Annotated in this window: 20 protein-coding genes; 14 read left to right on the plus strand and 6 right to left on the minus strand. The window is 67.5% G+C overall.

Annotated features, from left to right (window positions below; translation table 11 throughout):
- Window positions 1-128: 128 nt before the first annotated feature.
- Window positions 129-1013, minus strand: coding sequence for a KPN_02809 family neutral zinc metallopeptidase (gene ypfJ / locus CCOS191_RS03875; protein WP_046854128.1), 885 nt, complete (start codon window positions 1011-1013; stop codon window positions 129-131).
- A gap of 199 nt (window positions 1014-1212) precedes the next feature.
- On the opposite strand from ypfJ, the gene pcaH reads away from it, so the two are divergent.
- From pcaH to CCOS191_RS03895, 4 genes are all read left to right on the plus strand, one after another.
- Window positions 1213-1932, plus strand: a complete 720-nt coding sequence (gene pcaH / locus CCOS191_RS03880; protein ID WP_023631025.1) for a protocatechuate 3,4-dioxygenase subunit beta — start codon at window positions 1213-1215, stop codon at window positions 1930-1932.
- An 11-nt stretch (window positions 1933-1943) separates the two neighbouring features.
- Window positions 1944-2549, plus strand: a complete 606-nt coding sequence (gene pcaG / locus CCOS191_RS03885; protein WP_046854129.1) for a protocatechuate 3,4-dioxygenase subunit alpha — start codon at window positions 1944-1946, stop codon at window positions 2547-2549.
- Window positions 2550-2790: 241 nt separating this feature from the next.
- Window positions 2791-4338, plus strand: a complete 1548-nt coding sequence (locus tag CCOS191_RS03890; protein WP_046854130.1) for a collagen-like triple helix repeat-containing protein — start codon at window positions 2791-2793, stop codon at window positions 4336-4338.
- A gap of 91 nt (window positions 4339-4429) precedes the next feature.
- Complete coding sequence (locus CCOS191_RS03895) at window positions 4430-6100, plus strand: ShlB/FhaC/HecB family hemolysin secretion/activation protein (protein ID WP_046854131.1); 1671 nt, start codon at window positions 4430-4432, stop codon at window positions 6098-6100.
- Window positions 6101-6254: 154 nt separating this feature from the next.
- Here CCOS191_RS03895 and CCOS191_RS03900 read toward each other — a convergent pair whose 3' ends face one another.
- On the minus strand, window positions 6255-6662 hold the full coding sequence (locus CCOS191_RS03900) for a response regulator (protein ID WP_046854132.1): 408 nt from the start codon (window positions 6660-6662) through the stop codon (window positions 6255-6257).
- A gap of 47 nt (window positions 6663-6709) precedes the next feature.
- Window positions 6710-6892, minus strand: a complete 183-nt coding sequence (locus tag CCOS191_RS03905) for a Flp family type IVb pilin (protein ID WP_023632521.1) — start codon at window positions 6890-6892, stop codon at window positions 6710-6712.
- Window positions 6893-7181: 289 nt separating this feature from the next.
- On the opposite strand from CCOS191_RS03905, the gene cpaB reads away from it, so the two are divergent.
- From cpaB to CCOS191_RS03945, 8 genes are read left to right on the plus strand one after another with little or no spacing between them, the layout of a single operon-like run.
- The gene (gene cpaB / locus CCOS191_RS03910; protein ID WP_046854133.1) at window positions 7182-8129 is read left to right on the plus strand and encodes a Flp pilus assembly protein CpaB; all 948 of its coding nucleotides are present in this window, start codon (window positions 7182-7184) and stop codon (window positions 8127-8129) included.
- A gap of 19 nt (window positions 8130-8148) precedes the next feature.
- The gene (locus CCOS191_RS03915) at window positions 8149-9441 is read left to right on the plus strand and encodes a type II and III secretion system protein family protein (protein WP_046854134.1); all 1293 of its coding nucleotides are present in this window, start codon (window positions 8149-8151) and stop codon (window positions 9439-9441) included.
- Window positions 9438-10628, plus strand: a complete 1191-nt coding sequence (locus CCOS191_RS03920) for a pilus assembly protein (RefSeq protein ID WP_046854135.1) — start codon at window positions 9438-9440, stop codon at window positions 10626-10628. The genes CCOS191_RS03915 and CCOS191_RS03920 overlap by 4 nt, the downstream gene beginning before the upstream one ends.
- Window positions 10625-11881 (plus strand): CpaF family protein, encoded by a 1257-nt coding sequence (locus tag CCOS191_RS03925; RefSeq protein ID WP_038706838.1) that lies wholly within the window; start codon window positions 10625-10627, stop codon window positions 11879-11881. Before CCOS191_RS03920 ends, CCOS191_RS03925 begins: the two co-directional genes overlap by 4 nt.
- A complete protein-coding gene (locus tag CCOS191_RS03930) occupies window positions 11878-12759 on the plus strand; it encodes a type II secretion system F family protein (protein ID WP_046854136.1) in 882 nt (293 codons plus the stop codon). Before CCOS191_RS03925 ends, CCOS191_RS03930 begins: the two co-directional genes overlap by 4 nt.
- 2 nt (window positions 12760-12761) lie before the next feature.
- The gene (locus CCOS191_RS03935) at window positions 12762-13649 is read left to right on the plus strand and encodes a type II secretion system F family protein (RefSeq protein ID WP_046854137.1); all 888 of its coding nucleotides are present in this window, start codon (window positions 12762-12764) and stop codon (window positions 13647-13649) included.
- Window positions 13650-13687: 38 nt separating this feature from the next.
- Window positions 13688-14389: a tetratricopeptide repeat protein gene (locus tag CCOS191_RS03940; protein WP_038706835.1), complete on the plus strand. Its 702-nt coding sequence runs from the start codon at window positions 13688-13690 to the stop codon at window positions 14387-14389.
- Window positions 14390-14401: 12 nt separating this feature from the next.
- Window positions 14402-14662, plus strand: a complete 261-nt coding sequence (locus CCOS191_RS03945) for a DUF3613 domain-containing protein (protein WP_038706834.1) — start codon at window positions 14402-14404, stop codon at window positions 14660-14662.
- Window positions 14663-14704: 42 nt separating this feature from the next.
- Here the strand turns inward: CCOS191_RS03945 and CCOS191_RS03950 are convergent, their stop codons facing one another.
- Both CCOS191_RS03950 and CCOS191_RS03955 read right to left on the minus strand, forming a co-directional pair.
- Window positions 14705-15487, minus strand: a complete 783-nt coding sequence (locus tag CCOS191_RS03950; protein ID WP_431196981.1) for a response regulator — start codon at window positions 15485-15487, stop codon at window positions 14705-14707.
- 113 nt (window positions 15488-15600) lie between these two features.
- Complete coding sequence (locus CCOS191_RS03955) at window positions 15601-16071, minus strand: A24 family peptidase (protein ID WP_038706832.1); 471 nt, start codon at window positions 16069-16071, stop codon at window positions 15601-15603.
- Window positions 16072-16146: 75 nt separating this feature from the next.
- Here CCOS191_RS03955 and CCOS191_RS03960 point away from each other — a divergent pair, with 75 nt between their 5' ends.
- Both CCOS191_RS03960 and CCOS191_RS03965 read left to right on the plus strand, forming a co-directional pair.
- Window positions 16147-16590: a TadE family protein gene (locus tag CCOS191_RS03960; RefSeq protein ID WP_046854139.1), complete on the plus strand. Its 444-nt coding sequence runs from the start codon at window positions 16147-16149 to the stop codon at window positions 16588-16590.
- Window positions 16587-19223 (plus strand): PAS domain-containing sensor histidine kinase, encoded by a 2637-nt coding sequence (locus tag CCOS191_RS03965; protein ID WP_052752576.1) that lies wholly within the window; start codon window positions 16587-16589, stop codon window positions 19221-19223. Before CCOS191_RS03960 ends, CCOS191_RS03965 begins: the two co-directional genes overlap by 4 nt.
- On the opposite strand, the gene CCOS191_RS03970 is transcribed toward CCOS191_RS03965, so the two are convergent.
- Window positions 19208-21163, minus strand: coding sequence for a pilus assembly protein TadG-related protein (locus CCOS191_RS03970; RefSeq protein ID WP_231867469.1), 1956 nt, complete (start codon window positions 21161-21163; stop codon window positions 19208-19210). The two genes, CCOS191_RS03965 and CCOS191_RS03970, sit on opposite strands and share 16 nt — an antisense overlap.
- Between the last annotated feature and the right edge of the window lie 34 nt (window positions 21164-21197).

Consider the following 21197-nt stretch of genomic DNA (forward strand, 5'->3'; position numbering starts at 1 on the left):
CGGAGAGAGAAGCTGAAACGCTTTTTCAGCAAATTTGTAACTTGTTGAATACGTTTATGTTTTTGATGTTGCCATTTGCGGGTAAGCCGGCTCCGCAGCAGGAACCGGCTCGCCGGCGATGGCGATTCTCAGAGGCTACGCGCGCTGAATGTGTCGCACTGGTTCAGGTCGCCGCTGGAAAAACCGGCCTTGAACCAGCGCACGCGCTGCTGCGAGGTGCCATGGGTGAACGAGTCGGGCACCACGCGGCCCTGGCCCTGCTGTTGCAGCCGATCGTCACCGATGGCGTTGGCGGCATTCAATGCCTCCTCGACGTCCCCCGGCTCCAGCCAGTTCAGGCGTTTCTGCGCCTGGTAGGCCCAGACCCCGGCCAGGCAGTCGGCCTGCAGCTCCTGGCGCACCAGCAGGCCATTGTCGCCCTCCATGCGCTGGCCATTGCGCCGTGCGGCGTCGACCTTGGCCGAGACGCCGAGCAGGGTCTGCACATGGTGGCCGATCTCGTGGGCGATCACATAGGCCTGGGCGAAGTCGCCGGCGGCCTTGAAGCGGGTTTCCATTTCGCGGAAGAAGGTCATGTCCAGGTACACGCGCTGGTCGCCGGGGCAATAGAACGGCCCGACCGCCGAGGAGGCGAAGCCGCAGGCGGAGTTGACCTGGCCGCTGAACAGCACCAGCTTGGGGTCGCGGTACTGTTTGCCGGCCTGGGCGAACAGTGCCTTCCAGGTGTCCTCGGTGTCGCCGAGGATCGAGGCGACGAATTCGGCCTGCTCGTCGTTGGCCGGCGGTGCCTTGCCGTCGACGTTGGCCGGGGCGGTCTGTTGCTGCTCCATCTGCCCGGCCAGCTGGCCGAGGATCTGCAGCGGATCCTGCCCGGTAAGCCAGCCGATGCCGACGATCAGCAGGATGGCGCCGAGCCCGAGGCCCTTGCCGCCGCCGAAGCGCATGCCGCCGCCACCCCCTTCGCCGCGGGCATCGACCACGTTGTCGCTGCGCCGGCCTTTTCGCCATTCCATGTAGAGCTCTCCGGTTGCTGAAACATGAAGTCAAAGATTAGTTCAGTGCTGACCGAGGTGTATCCCCCGTCGCTGAGACATAACCAAATGGTTATGCCTGGGACCGCTGAATTCAATATTCATCCCGTCGCACCTGCCGGAAACTGCAAGTCCGCCTGCCACGCCCAGGCGTTCGATAATTCCAAGAGAGGAAACCGGCATGCCCGCCCAGGACACCAGCCGCTTCGTGATCCGTGATCGCAACTGGCACCCCAAGGCCTTCACCCCCGACTACAAGACCTCGGTGGCGCGCTCCCCGCGCCAGGCGCTGGTCAGCATCCCGCAGTCGATCAGCGAAAGCACCGGCCCGGACTTTTCCCACCTGCGCTTCGGCGCGCACGACCATGACCTGCTGCTCAACTTCAACCAGGGCGGCCTGCCCATCGGCGAGCGCATCATCGTTGCCGGGCGGGTGGTCGACCAGTATGGCAAGCCGGTGCCCAACACCCTGGTGGAAATGTGGCAGGCCAATGCCGGTGGCCGTTACCGGCACAAGAACGACCGCTACCTGGCACCGCTGGATCCGAACTTCGGCGGTGTCGGCCGCTGCCTGACCGACCGCGACGGCTACTACAGCTTCCGCACCATCAAGCCCGGCCCGTACCCCTGGCGTAACGGCCCCAACGACTGGCGCCCGGCGCATATCCATTTCTCCATCAGCGGCCCGTCGATCGCCACCAAGCTGATCACCCAGCTGTACTTCGAGGGCGACCCGCTGATCCCGTTGTGCCCGATCGTCAAGTCGATCGCCAACCCGGATGCCGTCGAGCGGCTGATCGCCAGGCTCGACATGAGCCACGCCAACCCCATGGATTGCCTGGCCTACCGCTTCGACATCGTCCTGCGCGGCCAGCGCCAGACCCACTTCGAAAACCGCTAAGGAGCCCCGTCATGCCTATCGAACTGCTGCCGGAAACCCCTTCGCAGACCGCCGGCCCCTATGTGCACATCGGCCTTGCCCTGGAAGCGGCCGGCAACCCGACCCGTGACCACGAAATCTGGAACCGCCTGGCCCGGCCCGATGCACCGGGCGAGCACATCCTGTTGATCGGCCAGGTGTACGACGGCAATGGCCACCTGGTGCGCGATTCGTTCCTGGAGGTATGGCAGGCCGACGCCGAGGGCCGCTACCAGGATGAGTACCACCTCGAGAACGCCTTCAACAGCTTCGGCCGCACCGCGACCACCTTCGATGCCGGCGAGTGGACCCTGCACACGGTCAAGCCGGGGGTGGTGAACAACGCCGCGGGCGTGCCGATGGCCCCGCACATCAACCTCAGCCTGTTTGCCCGGGGCATCAACATCCACCTGCATACCCGGTTGTATTTCGATGACGAAGCCGAGGCGAACGCCAGGTGTCCGGTGCTGAACCTGATCGAGCAGCCGCAGCGGCGCGAGACCTTGATCGCCCGGCGCTGTGAAGTGGATGGCAAGACCGCGTACCGCTTCGACATCCGTATCCAGGGCGACGGAGAAACGGTGTTCTTCGACTTCTGACGCCCCCGGTCGGCAAGCCCGCAACACTGGCAGGGCTTGCCGCTTGTACTAATGAGTTATGACTAATCCTTTCGTGGTGCATCCCTGCGCACGTCGTCAAACCACTGAAATTCTGCTTGTTTTCCCGCCCTCATTGCCCCTGCCACAGGTACTAACACCAAGTTGTGAGCTACCCGATTCGGCGCCATGCGCTTTCACTGCTGTTGTGAGCAAAACAATCAGCAGCAGCGGGAGTCCTTCCATGAACACTCAAGCGTGGATCAAGGCGGCAACGGCGCTGACGATGGCCGTGAGTCTGGGCCTTGCCGGTTGCAGCAGCGGCGGCGGCGGGCATCACAGCGAGGTCGATGGTTCGTCGTCCGATGTCGGCGCGGGTGCCGGAGCCGGTGGCGGCGGGGGCGATGGCACGGGCGGCAGTGGTGGAGGCGGAAGCGGTGGCACCACGTCCCCGGGTGATGGCAGCGCCGGTACCGGTGGCGGCGGCGGTGGTGGAGGCACTGGCGGCGGCAGCACGCCTGGTGGCGGTGACGGCGGCACGGGCGGTGGCACCACACCCTCCGCGCTGGTCACCGGCCAGGTGGTCGATCAATTGGGCAATACCGTGTCCGGGGTCGGTGACGGCGTGAGCAATCTCGGCCAGGTGATCGGTGCGCTGCCCATTGCCGGCAATACCTCGTTGAGCGGTGGCGTGGGCACGCTGGTGTCCTCCGCCGGCAACGCCGTGAACAGTGTCGGCGGTGGCCTGAGCGAGGGCCTGGGGCAATTGGGTACCGGCAACAATGCCGTGGGCACCACCGTCGGCGTGGTCGGTGCGGCCACCGCCGACCTGGGCGGCGGCGTCTCCGGCCTTGGCCAGGGCGTGGCCGGGCTGGCCAGTAGCGGGCCGGTCGAGCAGGTGCCGGTGGTCAACCAGCTGGTTGCCGGGGCCGGTCAAGGCGTCGACCGGGTCGGCCAGGCCGTGACCATGCTCGGCGACACCCTGTCGCCGGTCGGCACCAGCGGCCCGCTCGCCGGGGCGACCCAAGGCGTGAGCGATGCCTTGGTGCCGGTGGTCTCGCTGGTGGAAAACACGGCGGCCAATGCCACGCGGCAGACCGGGCTCGCTGGGCCGCTGAACCAGGCGCTGAACCAGACCGGTGGTGCCCTGAACCAGGCCGGCCAGCAACTGGCGGGGGCGGGCAACCCCTTGAGCAACACGCTCGGGCAGGCGGTGGCCAATACCGGCACCACAGTCAGCACGGCGAGCGGACTGGCCCCTGTTACCGGCGGCCCACGCAGCGGCCTGCTGGAAACCGTCGGCGGCGTGGTGGCCGGTGCCGGCAGTGGGCTGACAGCGAGCACCGCCAGCCCGACCGTAAACGGTATCGGCGGCACTTCGGTGCAGACGGGCAATACCGTCGCCAGCCTGGGCACTGTGCTCGGTGGCAACGGCGTGGCCAACAGCGCTGCCGGGGCGCCGGTGGCGGCGCTGACCCAGCAGGTGGGCAGCGGCCTCAACCCGGTGGTCGCCGGTGTCTCCAGCGTGACCCAGCAAGTAGGCGCCAGCACCGGCGTCGGCGCCCCCGTGGCGGGGTTGCTGAACCAGGTCGGTGGCGCGGTGGGCTCTGCCGGCGCGCAACTGGCCGGTACCACCGGCAACCCGGTTGTCAGCCAGGTTGGCGCGACGGTGACCGCGGTCGGTACAACGCTCGGCCAGGCGGGCACCTTGGTCAACGGCGGAGCGCCGGCCGGTGGTCTTGGTGGTGCGCTCAATGGTGTGTCAGGGGCTCTGGCAGGCGGGCAGCGCTGACGCCACGGGCTACGCTCAAGGTGAGTGAGACCGACCGGCGCGCCGTTCGCCGGTCGGTCACCCCGCCATCCGTGGATCATGGAGTGTCCGAATGCGCCGATTGCTGCTGACGATGCTGGGGCTGTCCGCAGCCTGCCTGGCCCGGGGCGAACCCCTGCCGAGTTTCCTCAACAGCAACGAGACCGAACGCCGCCTGCCCACGCCCAACCTGCCGGTGGATGCCTACCGGCCCGACCAGCCCGGCTTGCGCGTGCCCAGCGTGGACACCGCGCGGCAACCACCGTTGCTGATGAACACCCGGGTGGCGGTGCGCAAGGTGCGTTTCGAGGGCGGCACCGTCTACCCCCTGAGCGATCTGCGCGAGCATTACCAGCCGGTGATCGGGCGCGAGGTCACGCTCGCCGAGCTGATCGAGATCACCCGTCGCCTGACCCAACGCTACCAGCAGGACGGTTACCTGCTGTCATACGCCTACCTGCCGCCCCAGGACTTCGCCGATGGCCGGGTGCGGGTGGTGCTGGTGGAAGGCTACATCCACGACTATCAGGTCGAGGGCGACATTGGCGCGGCGCGGGCCTACCTGGTGCAACTGCTGGACCGGCTCAAGGCCGAGCGTCCGCTGACCCGCGAAAGCTTCGAGCGCTATACCAGCCTGGCCGGGCGCATCCCCGGGGTGACGTTCCAGGCCCAGGTGCCGCCACCGGCGACCACCGACGGCGCGACCCGCCTGCTCGCCCAGGTGTCGCGCAAGCCGGTCACTACCACCTTGAGTCTCAACGACGGCAGCCGCGACGACCTGCAGGCACTGCTGGGCGCCACCAGCAACGCGCAGACCCGCTTCGCCGAACAATTGAGCGCCAGCGTGCTGGTACCGCCCGGCGAGGACAAGGAGCATTACTACCGCCTCGACTACAGCCAGTTCCTCGATGCCGAAGGCTCGAAGCTGTTGTTGTCGGCTTCGCGCTATCGCAGCGACCCCAAGGCGCGCATCCGTCTGGACAACGGCATCGACCTGACCCAGCACCGCGAGAACGAACGCTACTCGGTGGGCATCAGCCAATCGCTGATCGCCTCGCCCAGTGAATGGCTGGAGGTGGTCGGGCGCTTCTACGTGGTCAACGACCGCATCGATTACCAGGTGGTGGGATTCCCCCTGCGCCTGGACAGCGAGACCGATATCCGCGCGCTGTCCTTCGAAGGCGACTGGCGCAAGGCCGAGGCGCGCCGCCTGCGGATTATCAGTGCCGGTGTCTACCAGGGGCTGGATCGCCTTGGCGCCGACACCAATGCCGACTACGACCTGGACTTCCTGCGCCTGCGGGTCTCGGGCGTGCAGAGCGACAACTTCAGCGACAACTGGCAGGGCGTGGCGTCGGCGGCGGCCTACTGGAGCAACGACAGCCTGCCCGACAGCGAGCGGGCGGTGTTCGGCGGGCAGAACTTCGGGCGCGGCTACCCCAGCGACCAGGGCTCCGGTGACAAGGGCTGGGGGCTGGCCTACGAGCTCAACTACAGCTTCCGGCGCGACACTGGCTGGCTCAAGGTCGTGCAGCCGTACGTGGCGCTCGACACCGCGCGGGCCTGGTTCAACGCGCTGGACGTGCGCGATTCGAAGATGTCGTCGGCGGCGCTGGGGCTGCGCTTTGGCGATATGCGCTACTACAACATCGCGGTGGAGGTGGCCAAGCCGATGTCGGACATGGCGCTGGACAGCTTCAACCGGCGGCCACGGCTGAACCTGAGTTTCAGTTATCAATTGTAAGGGGGGGCTGTGCCCCCATCGCCGGCAAGCCGGCTCCCACACTGACCGCGAACAGTCTCAGGTCGAGCGCTTTCCTTGTGGGAGCCGGCTTGCCGGCGATGCGCCGCGTCAGCGGCGCCTTCTGTAAGGGTGTTGTACGGTGCCGAGTCCGGCGTTACTTCACCGCCTGCATCAACGGCTTGGGAAACAGGTTCTCCAGCGTCTCGAGCAGGCGGGCGTGGTAGATCGGCTTGCGGAACAGGTCGAGCACCTGCAGCCGCAGCAGGTCGCTGACATCGTCCATGTCGGCATGCCCGGACATGACGATCACCGGCAAATGCTGGCGCGCGGTATGTTCGCGCAGGCGCTGGACCAGGCCCAGGCCGCTTTCCTCGGGCATGCGCAGGTCGGTGATCACCAGGGCGACATCGGGGTGGCGGGTCAGCTGTTGCAGGGCTGACCTGACCGAAGTGGCGGTGTGACAACAGAAACCTTCGTTTTCCAGCAGCTCGGCCAGCTCCAGCAAGGCCTCCTCCTCGTCGTCCACCAGCAGGATCTGTTGACGCAAGGAAGAGGTCGGCATGCTTGGCTCCGGGCGGTTGGACTACACGTCTCGCTGGCGCGGTGCGGTCACTGGGTGATCGCGGTCTGGATCTTGGTCATGATCTCCGACACTTCGCCCGAAATGGGGGTGACGAAGCCAGCCAGCACCACCGCGACCATGGCCGCGATCACCGCGTATTCGATACCGGAGGCGCCATCCTTGCGCAGGAGGAAGGTCTTCACGTGGAGGAGGATCTGTTGCAGCAGCATGGCACGTCTCCTTGCGCTCGATGGGCGCCGGTCGGAGGGGCTTGATAAGTGATACCCCTTTGCCATCAGAGCATCGCCAAGCCGTGGCGGCCTGCAAATGTAAAAAAGCATTAATCCAAAAGTATTGGTTGGAATTGGCGGCGCTAAGTTTTTGTTTTGTCGGTGCGTCAATTTCGTGGCTCGAAAAAACCAGCACAGGTAATGGCGAAAGATTGCGCCTCAGCTACCGTCCAATAGCGAAATAGTTACTTTTTGCCATCATTGGTCCCGGGCGTAAGGGAGAGCGCAGATGAGCAGTCGCCTGACCATGATCCTCGCCGGCCTGTTCCTGCTCGCGGCCTTGCTCGCAGGGTACTGGGGCTTGCGCCTTAGCCGTCCGCCCGAGCCTGCGCCGGCACCTCTCACCCCACCCAGCGAGGCCGCCATCCCGGCCGCAGCCGTACCCGCCGCGCCCCCGGAACCCCCACGCTCGCCCATCGTGGTCCTGCGCAGGGCGGTCGCGGCCAACACCCCCTTGAGCGAGGAGGATGTGCTCCTCGAGCGTCTGCAGGTGGTGCCGGCCGGTGCTTTCCAGCAACTTGACCAGGTGCTCGGGCGCAGCAGTACCCGCCCCCTTGCGGCGGGCAGTTGGCTGGACGAGTCGAGCTTCCAGGCCGGCGGCCCCCTGGCGCGGATGATTCGCGCCCACGAACGGGCGGTCGCGGTGGCCATCGATGATGTGATCGGTGCCGCCGGGCAGCTGCGTCCAGGCGATTATGTCGACGTGCTGCTGTTCCTGCGTGAAGAAAACAACAACCCGCAATCCTCCGCCCAGGTAGTGTTGCCGGCCTTGCGCGTGCTGAGTGTCGACCAGCAGACGGGCCTGGCCAACGATGGGCGCCCGGCCCAGAGCGCCGAAGAGCAGAAGGCCCGCCGCGACCAGCAGTCCATCGCCAGCAACCCTGTGCGCACCGTGGGCCTGGCCGTGCCCGAGGCCCTGGCCAGCCGGCTGATGCTGGCGGCCCAGGCCGGGACCCTGCGCCTGGCGGTGCGCAGTGCTGACGAGCCGCTGCTGGCCGGGTATTGGTCCGGCCAGGATGCCAGCCCACAGCTGGAAACGGCCAACCGCAACCTCTACCGCTTCAGCCAGCTGTCCCAGGTGCCCCTGGCCAGCCAGGCGGCGGCCGCGGCGGCTGGCGCGCCGACCATGCAGATCATCCGTGGCGCGCAGAACGGCGACAACAACAAGACTCCCTGAACCGGCAAGGATGCGATCCATGCGTAGTTCTTTGCGTGTTACTCCACGAGGCAACTGGCTGGCCCCGGCGCTGCTGGCCCTGGCCTTGCTCGCACCGACGGCGCAGGCGGCCGCGAAGGGTTGCGCGGCCTTCGGCCAACTGCCCTCGGTCATCGAGATGGACCAGGGCCTGCAGCAGGAGCTGCGCCTGCCGGTGGCCATCACCCGGGCGGCGGTCGGCGAGCCCAAGGTGGCCGATGTGCAGCCCAGCGGCGAGCGGGCCGTGCTGCTCACGGGAGTGGGGCAGGGCACCACCAGCCTGCTGCTGTGGACCGACTGCGCCGCCCAGCCGCACCGCGCCATGCTGTTCGTCAAGGGCCGGGCCAGCGCCGACATGGCAGAGGCCGCGCAACTGCCCACGGCCCAGGAGGACCTGCCCGTGCAGGTGCAGGCCGATATCCGCTTCGTCGAGGTGCGCCGCCTCAAGTACAAGGAGGCCGGCGCGCGGCTGTTCTTCAAGGGCTCGAACAACAGCCTGATCGGCTCGCCCAATACCGTGCCCAACACCGTGGTGCGCCCCGGCTACGTGCCGGGCGTCGCCACCGGCACCAACCCGGTGACCTACGCCGATGTGCGGCCCGGCATCCCGCTCGACAACGACGTCTTCAACATCGTCTGGGGCGGCGGCAGCAGCCGTTTCCTGGCGATGATCAACGCCCTGGAGAACAGCGGCTTCGCCTACACCCTGGCCCGCCCCAGCCTGACCGTGCTCAGCGGCCTGACCGCGAGCTTCCTGGCCGGTGGCGAGATCCCCATCCCGGTGCCCAGCAGCGGCAGCGACAACGTGTCGATCGAGTACAAGGAGTTCGGCGTGCGCCTGGCGCTGACCCCGACCGTGGTCAGCCGCAACCGCATCACCCTCAAGGTGGCGCCCGAGGTCAGCGAGCTCGACTACAACAACGCGGTGGTCATCGCCGGCACCCACGTGCCGGGCCTGAGCGTGCGCCGCACCGACACCAGCATCTCGCTGGCCGATGGCGAGAGCTTCATCATCAGCGGGCTGATCAGCAGCAACGTGCGCTCGGCCGTGGACAAGATGCCGGGCCTGGGCAACCTGCCGATCATCGGCGCGTTCTTCCGCCAGTCGGCGCTCAACCGCGAAGAGACCGAGCTGCTGATGATCGTCACCCCGCACCTGGTCCAGCCGTTGGCCGCCAATGCGCGCCTGCCGGAGCTGCCGGGCGAGGCGTTGCGTACCTACGACCCCAGCTGGGGCCGCCTGTTCTTCATGGAAAACGGCAATTTCGAAGGCCGTGGCGGGTTGTCCCAATGAGCGAAATTCTGAACCAGACCTACCTGGCCCTGACCCGCAACGACGAAGACCTGCACTGGCTGCAGGGCGCGTTGGCGCCGCTGGGGCAGGTGATCGGCGCCAGCAGTGCGAACCTCGACGAGTTGCTGGCGCTGGTCGACATGACCTTCAGCAACCTGGTGTTCATCGGCCTGGACCGCGAACAGCTGATCGGCCAGTGCGCGTTGATCGAGGGCCTGCTGGAAGCCAAGCCGATGCTGGCCATCGTCGCCCTTGGCGACGGCATGGACAACCAGCTGGTGCTGCACGCCATGCGCGCCGGCGCCCGTGACTTTGTCGCCTACGGCTCGCGCGCCAGCGAGGTGGCGGGGCTGGTGCGGCGCCTGGGCAAGCGCTTGCCGACGGCCACCAGCAACCCCAGCCTCGGCGGCCTCACCGTGCTCTACGGCGCCCAGCGCGGCGCCGACGGCGCGCTGCTCACCACCCACCTGGCGCGGGTGGTACAGGAGAGCGGGCAGCAGACCTTGCTGCTCGACCTCGGCCTGCCCCGTGGCGACAGCCTGGCTTTGCTTGGCCTGGAGGCGTCGTTCCATTTCGGCGATGCCCTGCGCCACCTGCGCCGGCTCGACGCCACCCTGATCGACAGCGCCTTCACCCGCGACAAGGGTGGCCTGCGCATCCTCGCCTATGCCGACAACGACGAGGCCCTGCAACAGTCCAGCGCCGCCGAGCTGCACATGCTCCTCGGCGCCCTGCGCCAGCACTTCCAGCACATCGTCGTGAACCTCACCGGGCAGGCTGACAGCGAGGCGCTGCGGACCCTGGTCAGCCACTGCGACAAGTTGATCGTCTACACCGACCAGAACATCCTCGACTGCCGGCGCAACCTCGACGTGCTCGAGCAGTGGCGCGACCGTGGCATCAAGCTCGAGCACGCCAGCCTGCTGGTGGACCGCTACCTGCGCCAGGTGGCGCCGGATGCCGAGGCCCTGGCCAAGCGCTACGGGCTGCCCTTGCTCAAGGTCATGCCGTACAGCCCGGAAGTGCGCCTGAACGCCAAGAACCAGGGCCTGAGCCTGTTCGAACTGGCCCCGCGTGAAAGCCTTACCCAGGCCCTGCGCGGGCTTGGCGAGCGCCTGGCGCGGCGCTCGGAAAACCTCGCGCCGCCGGGCCAGACCTGGCTGCGCCGGCTGTGGGGCAACCGATGATCAGCGAAGAACCCTTTGGCGGGCCCCGTCACGCGGCCAGCGACCCGCAGGCGCTCAAGCGCGCCTTGCACCGGCACGTGATCGATGCCATCGAGGATAGCGGCCGCAACCTGCTGGAGGGCGCGCGGCCGGTGCTGGCGCAGTTTGTTCTCGAGCAGGTGGGCGACTACGTGGCGCGCCTGCGCCTGGCCCTGTCGCGCTACGAGATGGAGCGCCTGGCCGAAGAGATCGTCGACGAGCTCACCGGTTATGGTCCGCTGGAGGTGCTGCTGCGCGACCCGAGCGTGACCGAGATCCTGGTCAACGGCCCGTACCGGGTGTTCGTAGAGCGCTCCGGCCTGCTGCAGCAGACCGACCTGCGCTTCATCGACGCGCACCATGTCGAGCGGGTCATGCAGCGTATCCTCGCGCCCCTGGGCCGGCGCCTGGACGAGTCGTCGCCGATGGTCGATGCGCGCATGCCCGACGGCAGCCGGGTCAACGCGATCATCCCGCCAGTGGCCCTGGACGGGCCGTGCCTGTCGATTCGCAAGTTCCGCCAGGACATGCTCAAGAGCGCCGACCTGCTGGCCACCCGGGCCATCGACCAGCCCATCTACGACTTTCTCGAACGCGCCGTGGGCCGGCGCTGCAACATCCTGGTCAGTGGCGGCACCGGCACCGGCAAGACCACCCTGCTCAATATCCTCAGCCAGATGATCGCGCCCCAGGAGCGCCTGGTGACCATCGAGGACGTGGCCGAACTGCAGCTGCACCACCCGCACGTGGTGCGCCTGGAAACCCGCCCGCCGAATGCCGAGGGCCACGGCGAGATCAAGGCCAGCGAGCTGATCCGCAATGCCCTGCGCATGCGCCCCGACCGCATCATCCTCGGTGAGATCCGTGGCGCCGAGGTGCTCGACGTGATGACCGCGATGAACACCGGCCACGACGGTTCGATGAGCACGGTGCACGCCAACACCGCCCAGGACGCCCTGCTGCGCCTGGAGACCCTGGTCGGCCTGACCGGCCGGCAGATTGCCGAGAAGACCCTGCGGCAGATGATTTGCGCCGCGCTGGACGTAGTGATCCAGCTGACCCGCCTGGCCGATGGCCGACGCTGCGTCAGCGAGGTGCTGGAAGTGGTCGGGGTGCGTGACGATGTGTATGTCACCAACACCTTGTTCCGCCTGGACCGGCGCAGTGGCGAAGGCTTTCTGCGCGAGGCGCCGAACCCCGCCGGCGGCAAGCTGCGCCATGAAGGGGTGCTGTGATGGGCCCGCTGCTGCTGGCGCTGTCGCCCCTGTGCCTGGGCATGGCCTTGCTGCTGTGGCGCCTGGGCCTGTACAAGCGCGGCGAGGAGCGCATCCTCGAACGCCTGGGCCGGGCCTACCGTGCCGTGCGCAGCGGTACGGCCCGGCGTGACTGGCTCGACCCGTTGCTGCAGCGTGCAGGCCTTGCCCATGCCGATTTTTCCCCGCGCCCCTTGCTGCTGGGCTGGCTGGCGCTGACCCTGTTCGCCGGCCTGCTGGCCGGCTGGGTGGCGGCGCTGATGGTGCTGGCGGGCCTGCCGCTGCTCGGCCACCTGTACCTGGGTTGGCGCTGCCGGCGCCGCCTGCAGCAGATCGTCCAGCAATTGCCCGGCCTGCTCGACTACAGCGTGCGCAGCCTCAAGGCCGGGCGCACCCTCAACGAGGCGGTGCTCGGCGGCGTCGACAGCACCCGCGAGCCGTTGCGCTCGGCGATGCTGCGAGTGCGGCGCAACGTGCAGCTCGGTGTGCCGCTGGAGGATGCCGTCAGCGAGTTCGCCGAACTCTACGGCCAGGCCGAGCTGCGCATGTTCGCCCTGGGGCTGCGCATCAACCAGCGCCACGGCGGCAACGCCAGCGAACTGATGGAGAACCTGATCAAGCTGATCCGCGAGCACGAGCAGGGCGACCGGCAACTGCGCGCCATGACCGGCGAGACCCGCATCACCGCGTGGATCCTCGGCGCGCTGCCGCTGGTGATGGTCGGCTACTTCCTGTTCGCCAACCCCACCTACCTGCTGGCCATGTGGCGTGATGCCAGCGGCCAGATGATGCTGCTGTTCGCCTTTGTCATGCAGGCGGTCGGCTGCCTGGTGCTGTGGCGCATGATGAGGAGCCTGTGACCATGGCCTTGATGCTCAGCGCCCTGTGCCTGTTCGCCGCGTTCGCCCTGCTGGCCGCGCAGGCCATCGGCCAGTGGCGCGCTCGCCAGCGCGTGGCGCGGCGCCTGCAGGGGCGGCTGGACCGTGACGAGCGCCTCGGCGACTGGTTGCAGTGGCTGGGCAGCAGCCCGTGGGGGCGGCGCCTGCAGCGGCTGGACGGCGAGACCCAGGCGCTGCTCGACCGCCTGGGCTGGCGGCGCAGCCGGCAACGCGCACTGTTCGCCGCCGTGCAACTGGGCTTGCCGGTGCTGGCAGTGGGCATGGCGCTGCTGTTGGCCCATGGCCTGCCCGGGGAAAACCGCGGGCACTGGGGCGTGTTGGTGCTCTGTGCGCTGGGCGCGGGCTACCTGTTGCCCAAGCGCCTGCTGGTCGTGGCGGCGGCCCGGCGCCAGCGGCGGATCGCCGAGGAGGTGAGCCTGCTCATCCCGTTGCTGCGCATCCTCTTCGAAACCGGGCTGGCGGTGGAGCAGGCCCTGCGCGTGCTGGCCCAGGAAGGCCGCAGCCTGGTGCCGAACATCAGCGACGAGTTGCGCCTGGTGTTGCAGCGGGTCGATTCCGGCCTGGCCTTGGGCCCGGAGCTGGAAAAGACCGCGCGCCTGCTGGCGGTGGACGAGTTCATCGACACCTGCGTCATCCTCCAGCAACTGCTGGTGCAGGGCAGTGGCTCGATGAAGTCGCTTCTGGCGCTCAAGGAACTGCTCGACGACCGCCGCCTGACTGGCCTGCAGGAGCGAGTGTCGAAAATGTCGGCGAAGATGTCGGCGGTGATGATGGTGTTTCTGTTCCCGGCCCTGCTCATCGTCCTGGCCGGGCCGGGGTTTTCCGCCCTGGCGCGGGCCTTGGGCTCATGAGCGCCGGAACATTCGGGCATTGATAGGGGAGACGCGCAATGAAAGCCATCCTGACGTTCATCAGCCTACTGCTGCTCGGCGGCTGCGCCGGGCAGCCTCCCGAAGGCCTGGCGCGCCTGCTGGGCGGCGGCACCTGTGGCAAGCCCGACGCCGACCAGCAGTTGAGCCTGGACATGGCCGACCAGATGATCAGCGAAGGCCGTCCACACGCCGGGCTGGCCCACCTGGAGCAGTTGCCCGAGCAGCTCGACCAGGTGCGTCTGCGCAAGGCCAAGGTGCTGCGCCTGCTCGGGCGCCCCGAGGCCGAGCCGCTTTACCGCAGCCTGCTCGGCGGCTGCCTGGCCGCCGAAGGCGAGCACGGCCTGGGGCAACTGGCCTCGGCCCGTGGCGACGACACCCAGGCCCTGCGCAACCTGCAACGGGCGGCGCGGCTGGCGCCCACCGACGAGAAGGTGCGCAACGACCTGGGCGTGGTGCAGATGAACCTGGGCAATCACGAACAGGCGCGTTTCGAGTTTCTCACCGCCATCGAGCTCAAGGACGACAACCCGCTGCCGGCCGTCAACCTGGTGACCTTGTCGCTGGTGCAGGACAACTGGCGCCAGGCGGAGGACCTGGTCAATCGCCTGCACCTGAAGCCCGAGCAGTTCGCCGAGGCCCAGGCCCGGGCGCAGCGCATTCTTGCCAACGGGCGTGGCCCGCTGGCCGCCACCGAATCCCCGGCCGCGGCCATCAACTGAGCGGAGGTGAACATGTTCAAGCCCTGGATCGTCCTCGCCTGCCTGGCCGCGCCACTGTCGGCGCTGGCCGAGGACCCGCCGCGCCAGCCGCGCCCGCAGACCGCCACCGAAGCCCTGTTGCAGGTGCAGGCGAGCAACCGCCAGGCCTCCAGCGTGCGCCAGGTGCAGACCGACAAGGAACGCGACCAGGCCATGCAGCGCTGGCTGGACAGCTACAAGTATCCGATCCCGGATTTCTACCGCTGGACCAAGATCAGTTCGTCGAACAATTGAGTGCCTGATCGCGGCCTGGCCCCGCGATCAGAATCAAGGCATTCAATGGGTGGTAAAGCGCTGATGCACCGGCGAAGAGCGTGGGGTCAGCGCCAGCGCCAGCTGCGTGCGGTTGTGCATGTGGGTCAGGCGCAGCACCTGGGACACATACAGCTTCACCGTGTTTTCGGTGATGCCCAGTTCGCAGGCGATCTGGTAGTTGGTCTTGCCCTTGCTCACCAGCCGGGCGACTTCCAGTTGCCGCGGCGACAGCTTCTCGAACGCCGCCGGCAGCTCCGGCTCGCCTTCCTCGCTATCGCCGGCGCGCCGATGGGCGCCCTGGCCCCGGGCTTTTTCCAGGTCCTGGTAGAGGTCGTCGATGGACTCGGCCAGCTCCTGCAGGCGCTGGTTGAGGCTGCCCAGTTCGCGGAAGTTGCGCCGCCGCTCCAGCAGCGCGGTTTCCTGGCGGCGCACGCCTTCGAGCAGTTCGTCCAGGTCCATGGGTTTCTGGTAGTAGTCCGCAAAGCCCTCGCGCAGGGCGCGGATCACGTCCTGCTTGTCGGCGCGGCCGGTCAACATGATCGCCTCGAACATGCGCTGCGGCCCGGCGATCTGCTTCAACGTGCGCACCAGTTCGATGCCATCGCGCTCGGGCATGTGCAGGTCGCACAGGATCAGGCCGATGGTTTCGTCCGCCTTGAAGCAGTCGATGCCCTGGCCGGTGGAGTGGGCGGGGACACAACGGTAGCCCTCGCTTTCGAGGAATTCGCACAACTCTTCGACGATCACTGGCTGGTCGTCGACCACCAGCACTTTCACCTCACTGACGGGTTTGTTCACGATCAACTCCCTGTTGTATCGGCCCTGCTCCCGGGCCAGACGCTCTGGCAGTTAGAAAAGTAGTCGCACTTTGCCGTTATGTACATTGGTCCTACTCCAGAATCCGACCCTTCGGTCGTTTATTGGATCCATACCGCTGTCAGCAGGAAGCCCGCGAGCACGTAGGGGGCAAAGGGCTGCTTGTCGCCGACCTGTTCGGCCAGCGCCTGCAGGCGCTTCTTCACCTTGGGGTTGAGCAGGGTCCACAGGCGCCGGCGGCCGAACATCCAGGCCAGGACGGTGACCCCGGCGCCGATGAAGGTGCCGAGCACGTACTGTGGGCTGGTGGCCAGGGCCAGGGCGCCCATCAGTTTCACGTCGCCTGCGCCGAAGCGGCCAAGCATGTAGCCGGGCAGGGTGAGCAGCATGACGATGGCCAGGCCCCAGCCGGCCTCGCTGGCGTCGGCGCCGATCCAGCTGCGTCCGGTGGCGAACAGCCAGGCCAGGGCGCACGCCGCGACGCCCAGGGTCAGGGCGTTGGAGATTTGTCGTTCACGGACATCTTGTTCGGTGCACAAGGCAAGCCACAGCAGGAGAACAATGCTTTGCATTGGCAAAATGCCATCCCTATTCGTTGAACGGTTCTATGCTTTCAGACAGGTCTCACAGTCAGGGTAGACGCGAACATGAAAGCAGGCCCGGCGGGACAACAAAAAGGCGCGGCTGCCATCGAGTTTGTCGCGGTATTCATGGTGTTTTTCGCGGTGTTCTACGGCCTGGTCAGCTACGCCTTGCCAATGCTCATGCTGCAGTCGTTCAACCAGGCCAGCAGCGAAGCGGTGCGCCGTTGCGTGGCCGTGGACCCGAACAGCCAGACCTACGAGCTGGACGTGCAGGGGCTGGCCCGCCAGGTGATCGGCCAGCAACTGGCGTGGATGCCCAATGCGCTGGGCTTCAATGTGAACACCGATACCCGGGTCACCGTGGGCACGGACAAGGTGCTGACGGTGGTGATCGACTACCCTCGCGAACGCCTCAACCGGGTCTTGCCAACCTTGTTGCTGCCCGTGATCGGTGATGTGCCCAAGCTGCCCGCGCGGCTGCAGGCCCAGGCGAGCCTGCAACTGTGAGTGGCGGTCTGTTCGACCGCTGGTTCGCCGCGCCGGCTCCCGCCCAGGCGCCCGAGGCGACACCCGCCGTCGGCCTGCAACTGTGGCTCGACGACCAGGCGCGGGTGCTGCGCCTGGCCGGCCCGCTGCGCAGCTTGCTGGCATTGCCCGGCCAGGCTGGCGCACGGGTGCACGACTACCTGGAGCGACACAGCTGGCTGGTGCTCGAAGGCCATCCCGCTGACTGGCAGGGGCAACCACTGGACCTGGATTTCCATACGGTCATGGGCCACGCCCTGCACACCCGTGGCTGGCTGCAACGCCACGAGCAGGGTTGGATGCTGCAACTGTTCGATATCGGCGACCTGCTCCGCGAACAGCGCTGGGATCGCCAGCGGCCGCTGCTCGGGGAGATTGGCCATGCCCTGCGCGAATGCGGCGCCGAGCGCCTGGCGCAGACGGTGCGCGAGCAGTTGCGCAGCCTGGCTGAACATTGGCAGGCCGCCGCATTGCGCCTGGTGCTGCGCGAGCCGGGCGGCTGGCGCCACTTCGCCAGCAGCGACGATGCCTGGCCCTGGCCCGATGACCGTCGGTTGCGGGACAGGCTGGACCAGTGGCCGGCCCAGACCCTGATCGAGGTGCGCGACGACCCTGATCTGCTCGCCCTGTGCGGAGGCGCCTCGCTGTTCCTGGTGCCCTATCGGCAAGGGCTGGAGGCCGAGGCCTGGATGTTGTGCGCCGGGGCGCGCCAGGTGCCTGCGGTCGACATGGCCATGGCCCTGGTGCGCAGCTTGACCGAGCCGCTGCTGGTACGGCATCGCCGCCAGCAATTGCAGCACCAGGCCCATCACCTCGACGACCTGCAGCAGCAGTTGGGCGCGGGGTGGTGGGAGTGGCCGGCGCACGGCGACCTGCAGTTGGACCCGGCCCTGGCCGCAGCCCTTGGTTTCGACAGCCGGGTCGGCCAGGCCCAGTGGCTTGCCCGCTTGCACCCGGCCGACCGCGAACCGGCGCAGCTGGCCCTGGACCAGGCCCGTGCCGGGCAGGCGTTGAGCCTGGGCGTGCGTCTGCTGGACCGTGACCCGCTCGCGGCGCCGCGCTGGTTCCATTGGGCTGGCCAGGGCCGGGGTGGCCAGTTGCGCGGTTTCCTGCTCGATATCAGTGCCCTCAAGGCCCAGGAGCAACAGGCCGGCGCGGCCCGGGCGCGGCTGGAGAACCTGATTGCCCGCTCACCCGCGGTGATCTATGTGCAACGCTATGCCGAGGGCGCGCTGCACAGCGATTTCTACAGTGCCAGCCTGGCGCCGTTGCTGGGCTGGGAGGCCGACGGCGAACTCGCCCGCCAGCCGGGCCTGGCGGTGCACCCTGACGACCGTCCGCTGTGGCTGGAGCGTACCCGCAGCCTGCTGCGCGATGGCCTGGTGCGTTGCCGCTATCGCCTGCGCGACCACCTCGGTGGTTACCACTGGATGCTCGACGAGGCCCGCCTGCTGCGTGACGACCTCGGCCAGCCGCTGGAAGTGGTCGGCCTGTGGCTTGACGTCAGCGAGGCTACCGAGGCCGCCGAGCGCATGCGCCAGAGCGAGGAACGCTACCGGGTGCTGGTGGAGGACTCACCGGCAATGATCTGCCGCTATCGCCCGGACCTCACCGTGCTGTTTGGCAATCGCCCGCTGGCCGATTACCTGGGCTGCTCGCCCGAGCAGTTGCAGGGCGCGGACCTGGGGCAATGGTTGTCCGCCGACCAGCGCGAGGGGTTCATCCAGCGCCTGCGAGCACTGACTCCCGAGCAACCGGTGAGCAGCGCGGAGATCTGCCTGCAGTTGCCTGGCCGTGAGCATGCCTGGTGGGTCTGGGCCGACCGCGGCCTGTTCGACGGCGAAGGCCGCCTGCTCGAGGTCCAGGCCGTGGGCCGTGACAACACCGAGGTGCGGCGCAGCCAGCAGCAGCTGTTGCAGGGTGCCAAGATGGCCACTCTCGGCGAGTTGGCCACCGGCCTGCTGCACGAGATCAACCAACCGCTCAACGTGATGCGCATGGCAGTGGTCAATGCGCTCAAACGCCTGGAGAACGGTGCCGCCGATCCGGCCTACCTGGAGGACAAGTTGCGTCGCATCGAGGCGCAGGTAGAGCGAGCGGCCCGGCTGGTCGAGCACATGCGCGTGTATGGCCGGCGTTCGACGGTCGAGCGCGAGCGCTTCGCCGCCTGGGGCGCGGTACAGGGCGCCCATGCATTGCTGGAGGAGGGCCTGCGCGGCAAGGGCGTGGCGCTGCACCTGGAATCGCCCGAGGCGATGCCACAGGTGCTCGGGCATCAGGACCAGCTGGAGCAGGTGCTGATCAACCTCATGGTCAACGCCCGCGATGCCTTGCTGGAGCAGCAGGTGGCGCAGCCCTGGATCCGCGTGCGCCAGGCGCTGCATGGCGAGCGCCTGTGGCTGCTGGTGGAGGACAATGCCGGCGGCATCGATGCGCGGCTGCACGAGCGGATCTTCGAACCCTTCTTCACCACCAAGCCGGCTGGTGTCGGCACCGGCCTGGGGCTATCGGTCAGTCACGGCATCGTCAGCCAGATGGGCGGCGAGCTGAGGGTGAGCAACACGCCCGGGGGCGCGTGCTTCTGCATCGAGCTGCCGGTTCACTGCACCAGCTGAGCGTGGCCGCTGGAGCAACTGAGGTTGGCGCCGACCTCGGCGCTGGCCAGGTCGATGCCCAGCACCTTGAGCAAGCCGTTGACCAGTGGATCGAGCAAGGGGCTGAGCAGGTTCCTGATGATCGGCTCGAGGATGTTCTTCACCCCGTCCAGCAGGCCGGCGGTGAGCACCAGCACCTGGCCGAGGCCACTGTTGGCAGTGGGCCTGTAGGCTTCCAGATGAACACCGGCAAGCGTGCCGGACAGGCTGCCTACTACCTGGGCCTGGTCGCTATCCATGGGCTGGAACATCGGATCCTGGCCGATAGTGCGCGGGGCATGGTCGCCGGCGAAGACCAGTGGTTTTTCCGTCGGGCCGCTGCCGAGCAGCTTGGTGTCCACCCGCAGGCCGATACCGCCGCCGGCATAGGGCACGCGTGTACCGCAGGACGGCGGCAGGATCAGCAGGCGGCTGCAGACATTGGTGCCGATATCGATGACCGGCAGGGCCTGCACTTTCACCAGGTCAGGCCCCTTGCTGAGGAAGTCAGCCGGTGAGTCGAACTTGCCGATCGCGATCCTCGCCGCCGAGCGCTGGGTGAGGGTGGTCAGGCTCTTGGGCGCGCAGCTGTAGTTGTCAGGCGGGGCTGGGCGCAGGCGGCTGGTGCCTTCAGCCACTTCGATGCCGATATCGATATGCATCTGGCTGTCCAATAGCTTGATGTCGCTGACCTTGCACGGGATGCCCAGGGCGCAGGTCAGCGACTGTACGGTGCCCAGCAGGTTCAGGCTGAGCAGGTTGTTGAGCACGTTGGTCAAGGGCGCCGCCAGGTCCAGCACGGCGTTGAGCAACCCGGCGATACCGCTCAGCAGGGGCAGGTCCAGTGATACCAGCGCGCGGATCTGCGCGGTATGGACGCGCAACTCATCGCTGCGCGGGTCGCCCACGGCGGAGTTCTGCGGGGGCTGGATCACCTTCAGGTACACGCGGCCGTTGATCAGGCCCAGCACGTTGATGGGGATCTCGGCATTCACCGCTTGTCGATTAGCCGCCAGCTGAATCATCGCCTGGACCAGTTGCAGCACTTGCACGTTCGCGTCCAGGCCGGCCTGGACGGTGCCGGTCTGCAGGTTGAGCAATTGTCCAACGGTGATCGGCCCTTTGAGGTCCGCGGCGAGTTTGAGCAGATTGCCGGTCACCTCCACGGCGGCGCCGCTTTGCTGCAGTACTTTGACGGCGACGTCCAGCAGCTTGTCGGCGGTGGTCTGGAGGTTCAGCAATTGCTGATAGTCGCCCAGGTTCAGGTGCAGGTCGGTGGACAGTGCGTCGAGGTAGTCGAGCAGGTTGAGCTGGGTATCGGCGATGCCTTGCCAGCCCAGCACGGTGAGTTGCGTGCTGGCGCCGATGGCCTTCAACAAGGCGTTGAGAATGTCCGACTGCATCGAACTGACCTGCAGCAGTGTGCTGCGAATGCTCAACATTGCCTGGGGCGGCCCAGGGCTTGCGGCCACCGCGCTGGCGCGCAGGGTGGTGGTGCGGGCGATGGCACCGCCCTGCACCAGCGCGTAGATGCCACCGGCGAAGCTGGTGACCACCACATTGCTGACCTCGACCTTGATCGCCTCGTTGCGCTGGTTGTCGGCAGTGAAGGTGCGCAGGTTGTCGTTGCCGGTGCGCAGGTAGCCGCAGCTGGCGATCAGCGGGTTGAGCGGCGAATGGCCGTTGCGGGTGGCGGCGGTGCGGGCCAGGGTGGATGCCTGCGGGCCGCTGCCGGTGCAGGCGCCGTCATGCTCGGCGGCTTCCAGCGCAGCCATGTCGGCGATGCGTTGCAGCTTGCGTTGTTCGAGGTAGAGGCGGCCGCTGTCGACGGTCAGGAGCATGAACACCAGGGCCAGGCCCATGGTCAGCGCGGCCATCAGGCCGATCGCGCCGCGTTGGCGCACAACGGAACGGGGAACCACGGGCACTCCTTTGCCGGCCTGGGGCCCGGCAGCG

This window comes from Pseudomonas sp. CCOS 191 (assembly GCF_001007005.1).
Classification (GTDB): domain Bacteria; phylum Pseudomonadota; class Gammaproteobacteria; order Pseudomonadales; family Pseudomonadaceae; genus Aquipseudomonas; species Aquipseudomonas soli.

Excerpts from the sequence above, each read along its gene's own strand:
- ypfJ (WP_046854128.1), bottom strand. The coding sequence starts at position 1,013 with ATGGAATGGCGAAAAGGCCGGCGCAGCGACAACGTGGTCGATGCCCGC.
- CCOS191_RS03905 (WP_023632521.1), bottom strand. The coding sequence starts at position 6,892 with ATGCTGCTGCAACAGATCCTCCTCCACGTGAAGACCTTCCTCCTGCGC.
- CCOS191_RS03900 (WP_046854132.1), bottom strand. The coding sequence starts at position 6,662 with ATGCCGACCTCTTCCTTGCGTCAACAGATCCTGCTGGTGGACGACGAG.
- CCOS191_RS03935 (WP_046854137.1), top strand. The coding sequence starts at position 12,762 with ATGGCCTTGATGCTCAGCGCCCTGTGCCTGTTCGCCGCGTTCGCCCTG.
- CCOS191_RS03890 (WP_046854130.1), top strand. The coding sequence starts at position 2,791 with ATGAACACTCAAGCGTGGATCAAGGCGGCAACGGCGCTGACGATGGCC.
- pcaH (WP_023631025.1), top strand. The coding sequence starts at position 1,213 with ATGCCCGCCCAGGACACCAGCCGCTTCGTGATCCGTGATCGCAACTGG.
- CCOS191_RS03915 (WP_046854134.1), top strand. The coding sequence starts at position 8,149 with ATGCGTAGTTCTTTGCGTGTTACTCCACGAGGCAACTGGCTGGCCCCG.
- CCOS191_RS03895 (WP_046854131.1), top strand. The coding sequence starts at position 4,430 with ATGCGCCGATTGCTGCTGACGATGCTGGGGCTGTCCGCAGCCTGCCTG.
- CCOS191_RS03960 (WP_046854139.1), top strand. The coding sequence starts at position 16,147 with ATGAAAGCAGGCCCGGCGGGACAACAAAAAGGCGCGGCTGCCATCGAG.
- cpaB (WP_046854133.1), top strand. The coding sequence starts at position 7,182 with ATGAGCAGTCGCCTGACCATGATCCTCGCCGGCCTGTTCCTGCTCGCG.
- CCOS191_RS03955 (WP_038706832.1), bottom strand. The coding sequence starts at position 16,071 with ATGCAAAGCATTGTTCTCCTGCTGTGGCTTGCCTTGTGCACCGAACAA.
- CCOS191_RS03945 (WP_038706834.1), top strand. The coding sequence starts at position 14,402 with ATGTTCAAGCCCTGGATCGTCCTCGCCTGCCTGGCCGCGCCACTGTCG.
- pcaG (WP_046854129.1), top strand. The coding sequence starts at position 1,944 with ATGCCTATCGAACTGCTGCCGGAAACCCCTTCGCAGACCGCCGGCCCC.
- CCOS191_RS03940 (WP_038706835.1), top strand. The coding sequence starts at position 13,688 with ATGAAAGCCATCCTGACGTTCATCAGCCTACTGCTGCTCGGCGGCTGC.
- CCOS191_RS03920 (WP_046854135.1), top strand. The coding sequence starts at position 9,438 with ATGAGCGAAATTCTGAACCAGACCTACCTGGCCCTGACCCGCAACGAC.
- CCOS191_RS03925 (WP_038706838.1), top strand. The coding sequence starts at position 10,625 with ATGATCAGCGAAGAACCCTTTGGCGGGCCCCGTCACGCGGCCAGCGAC.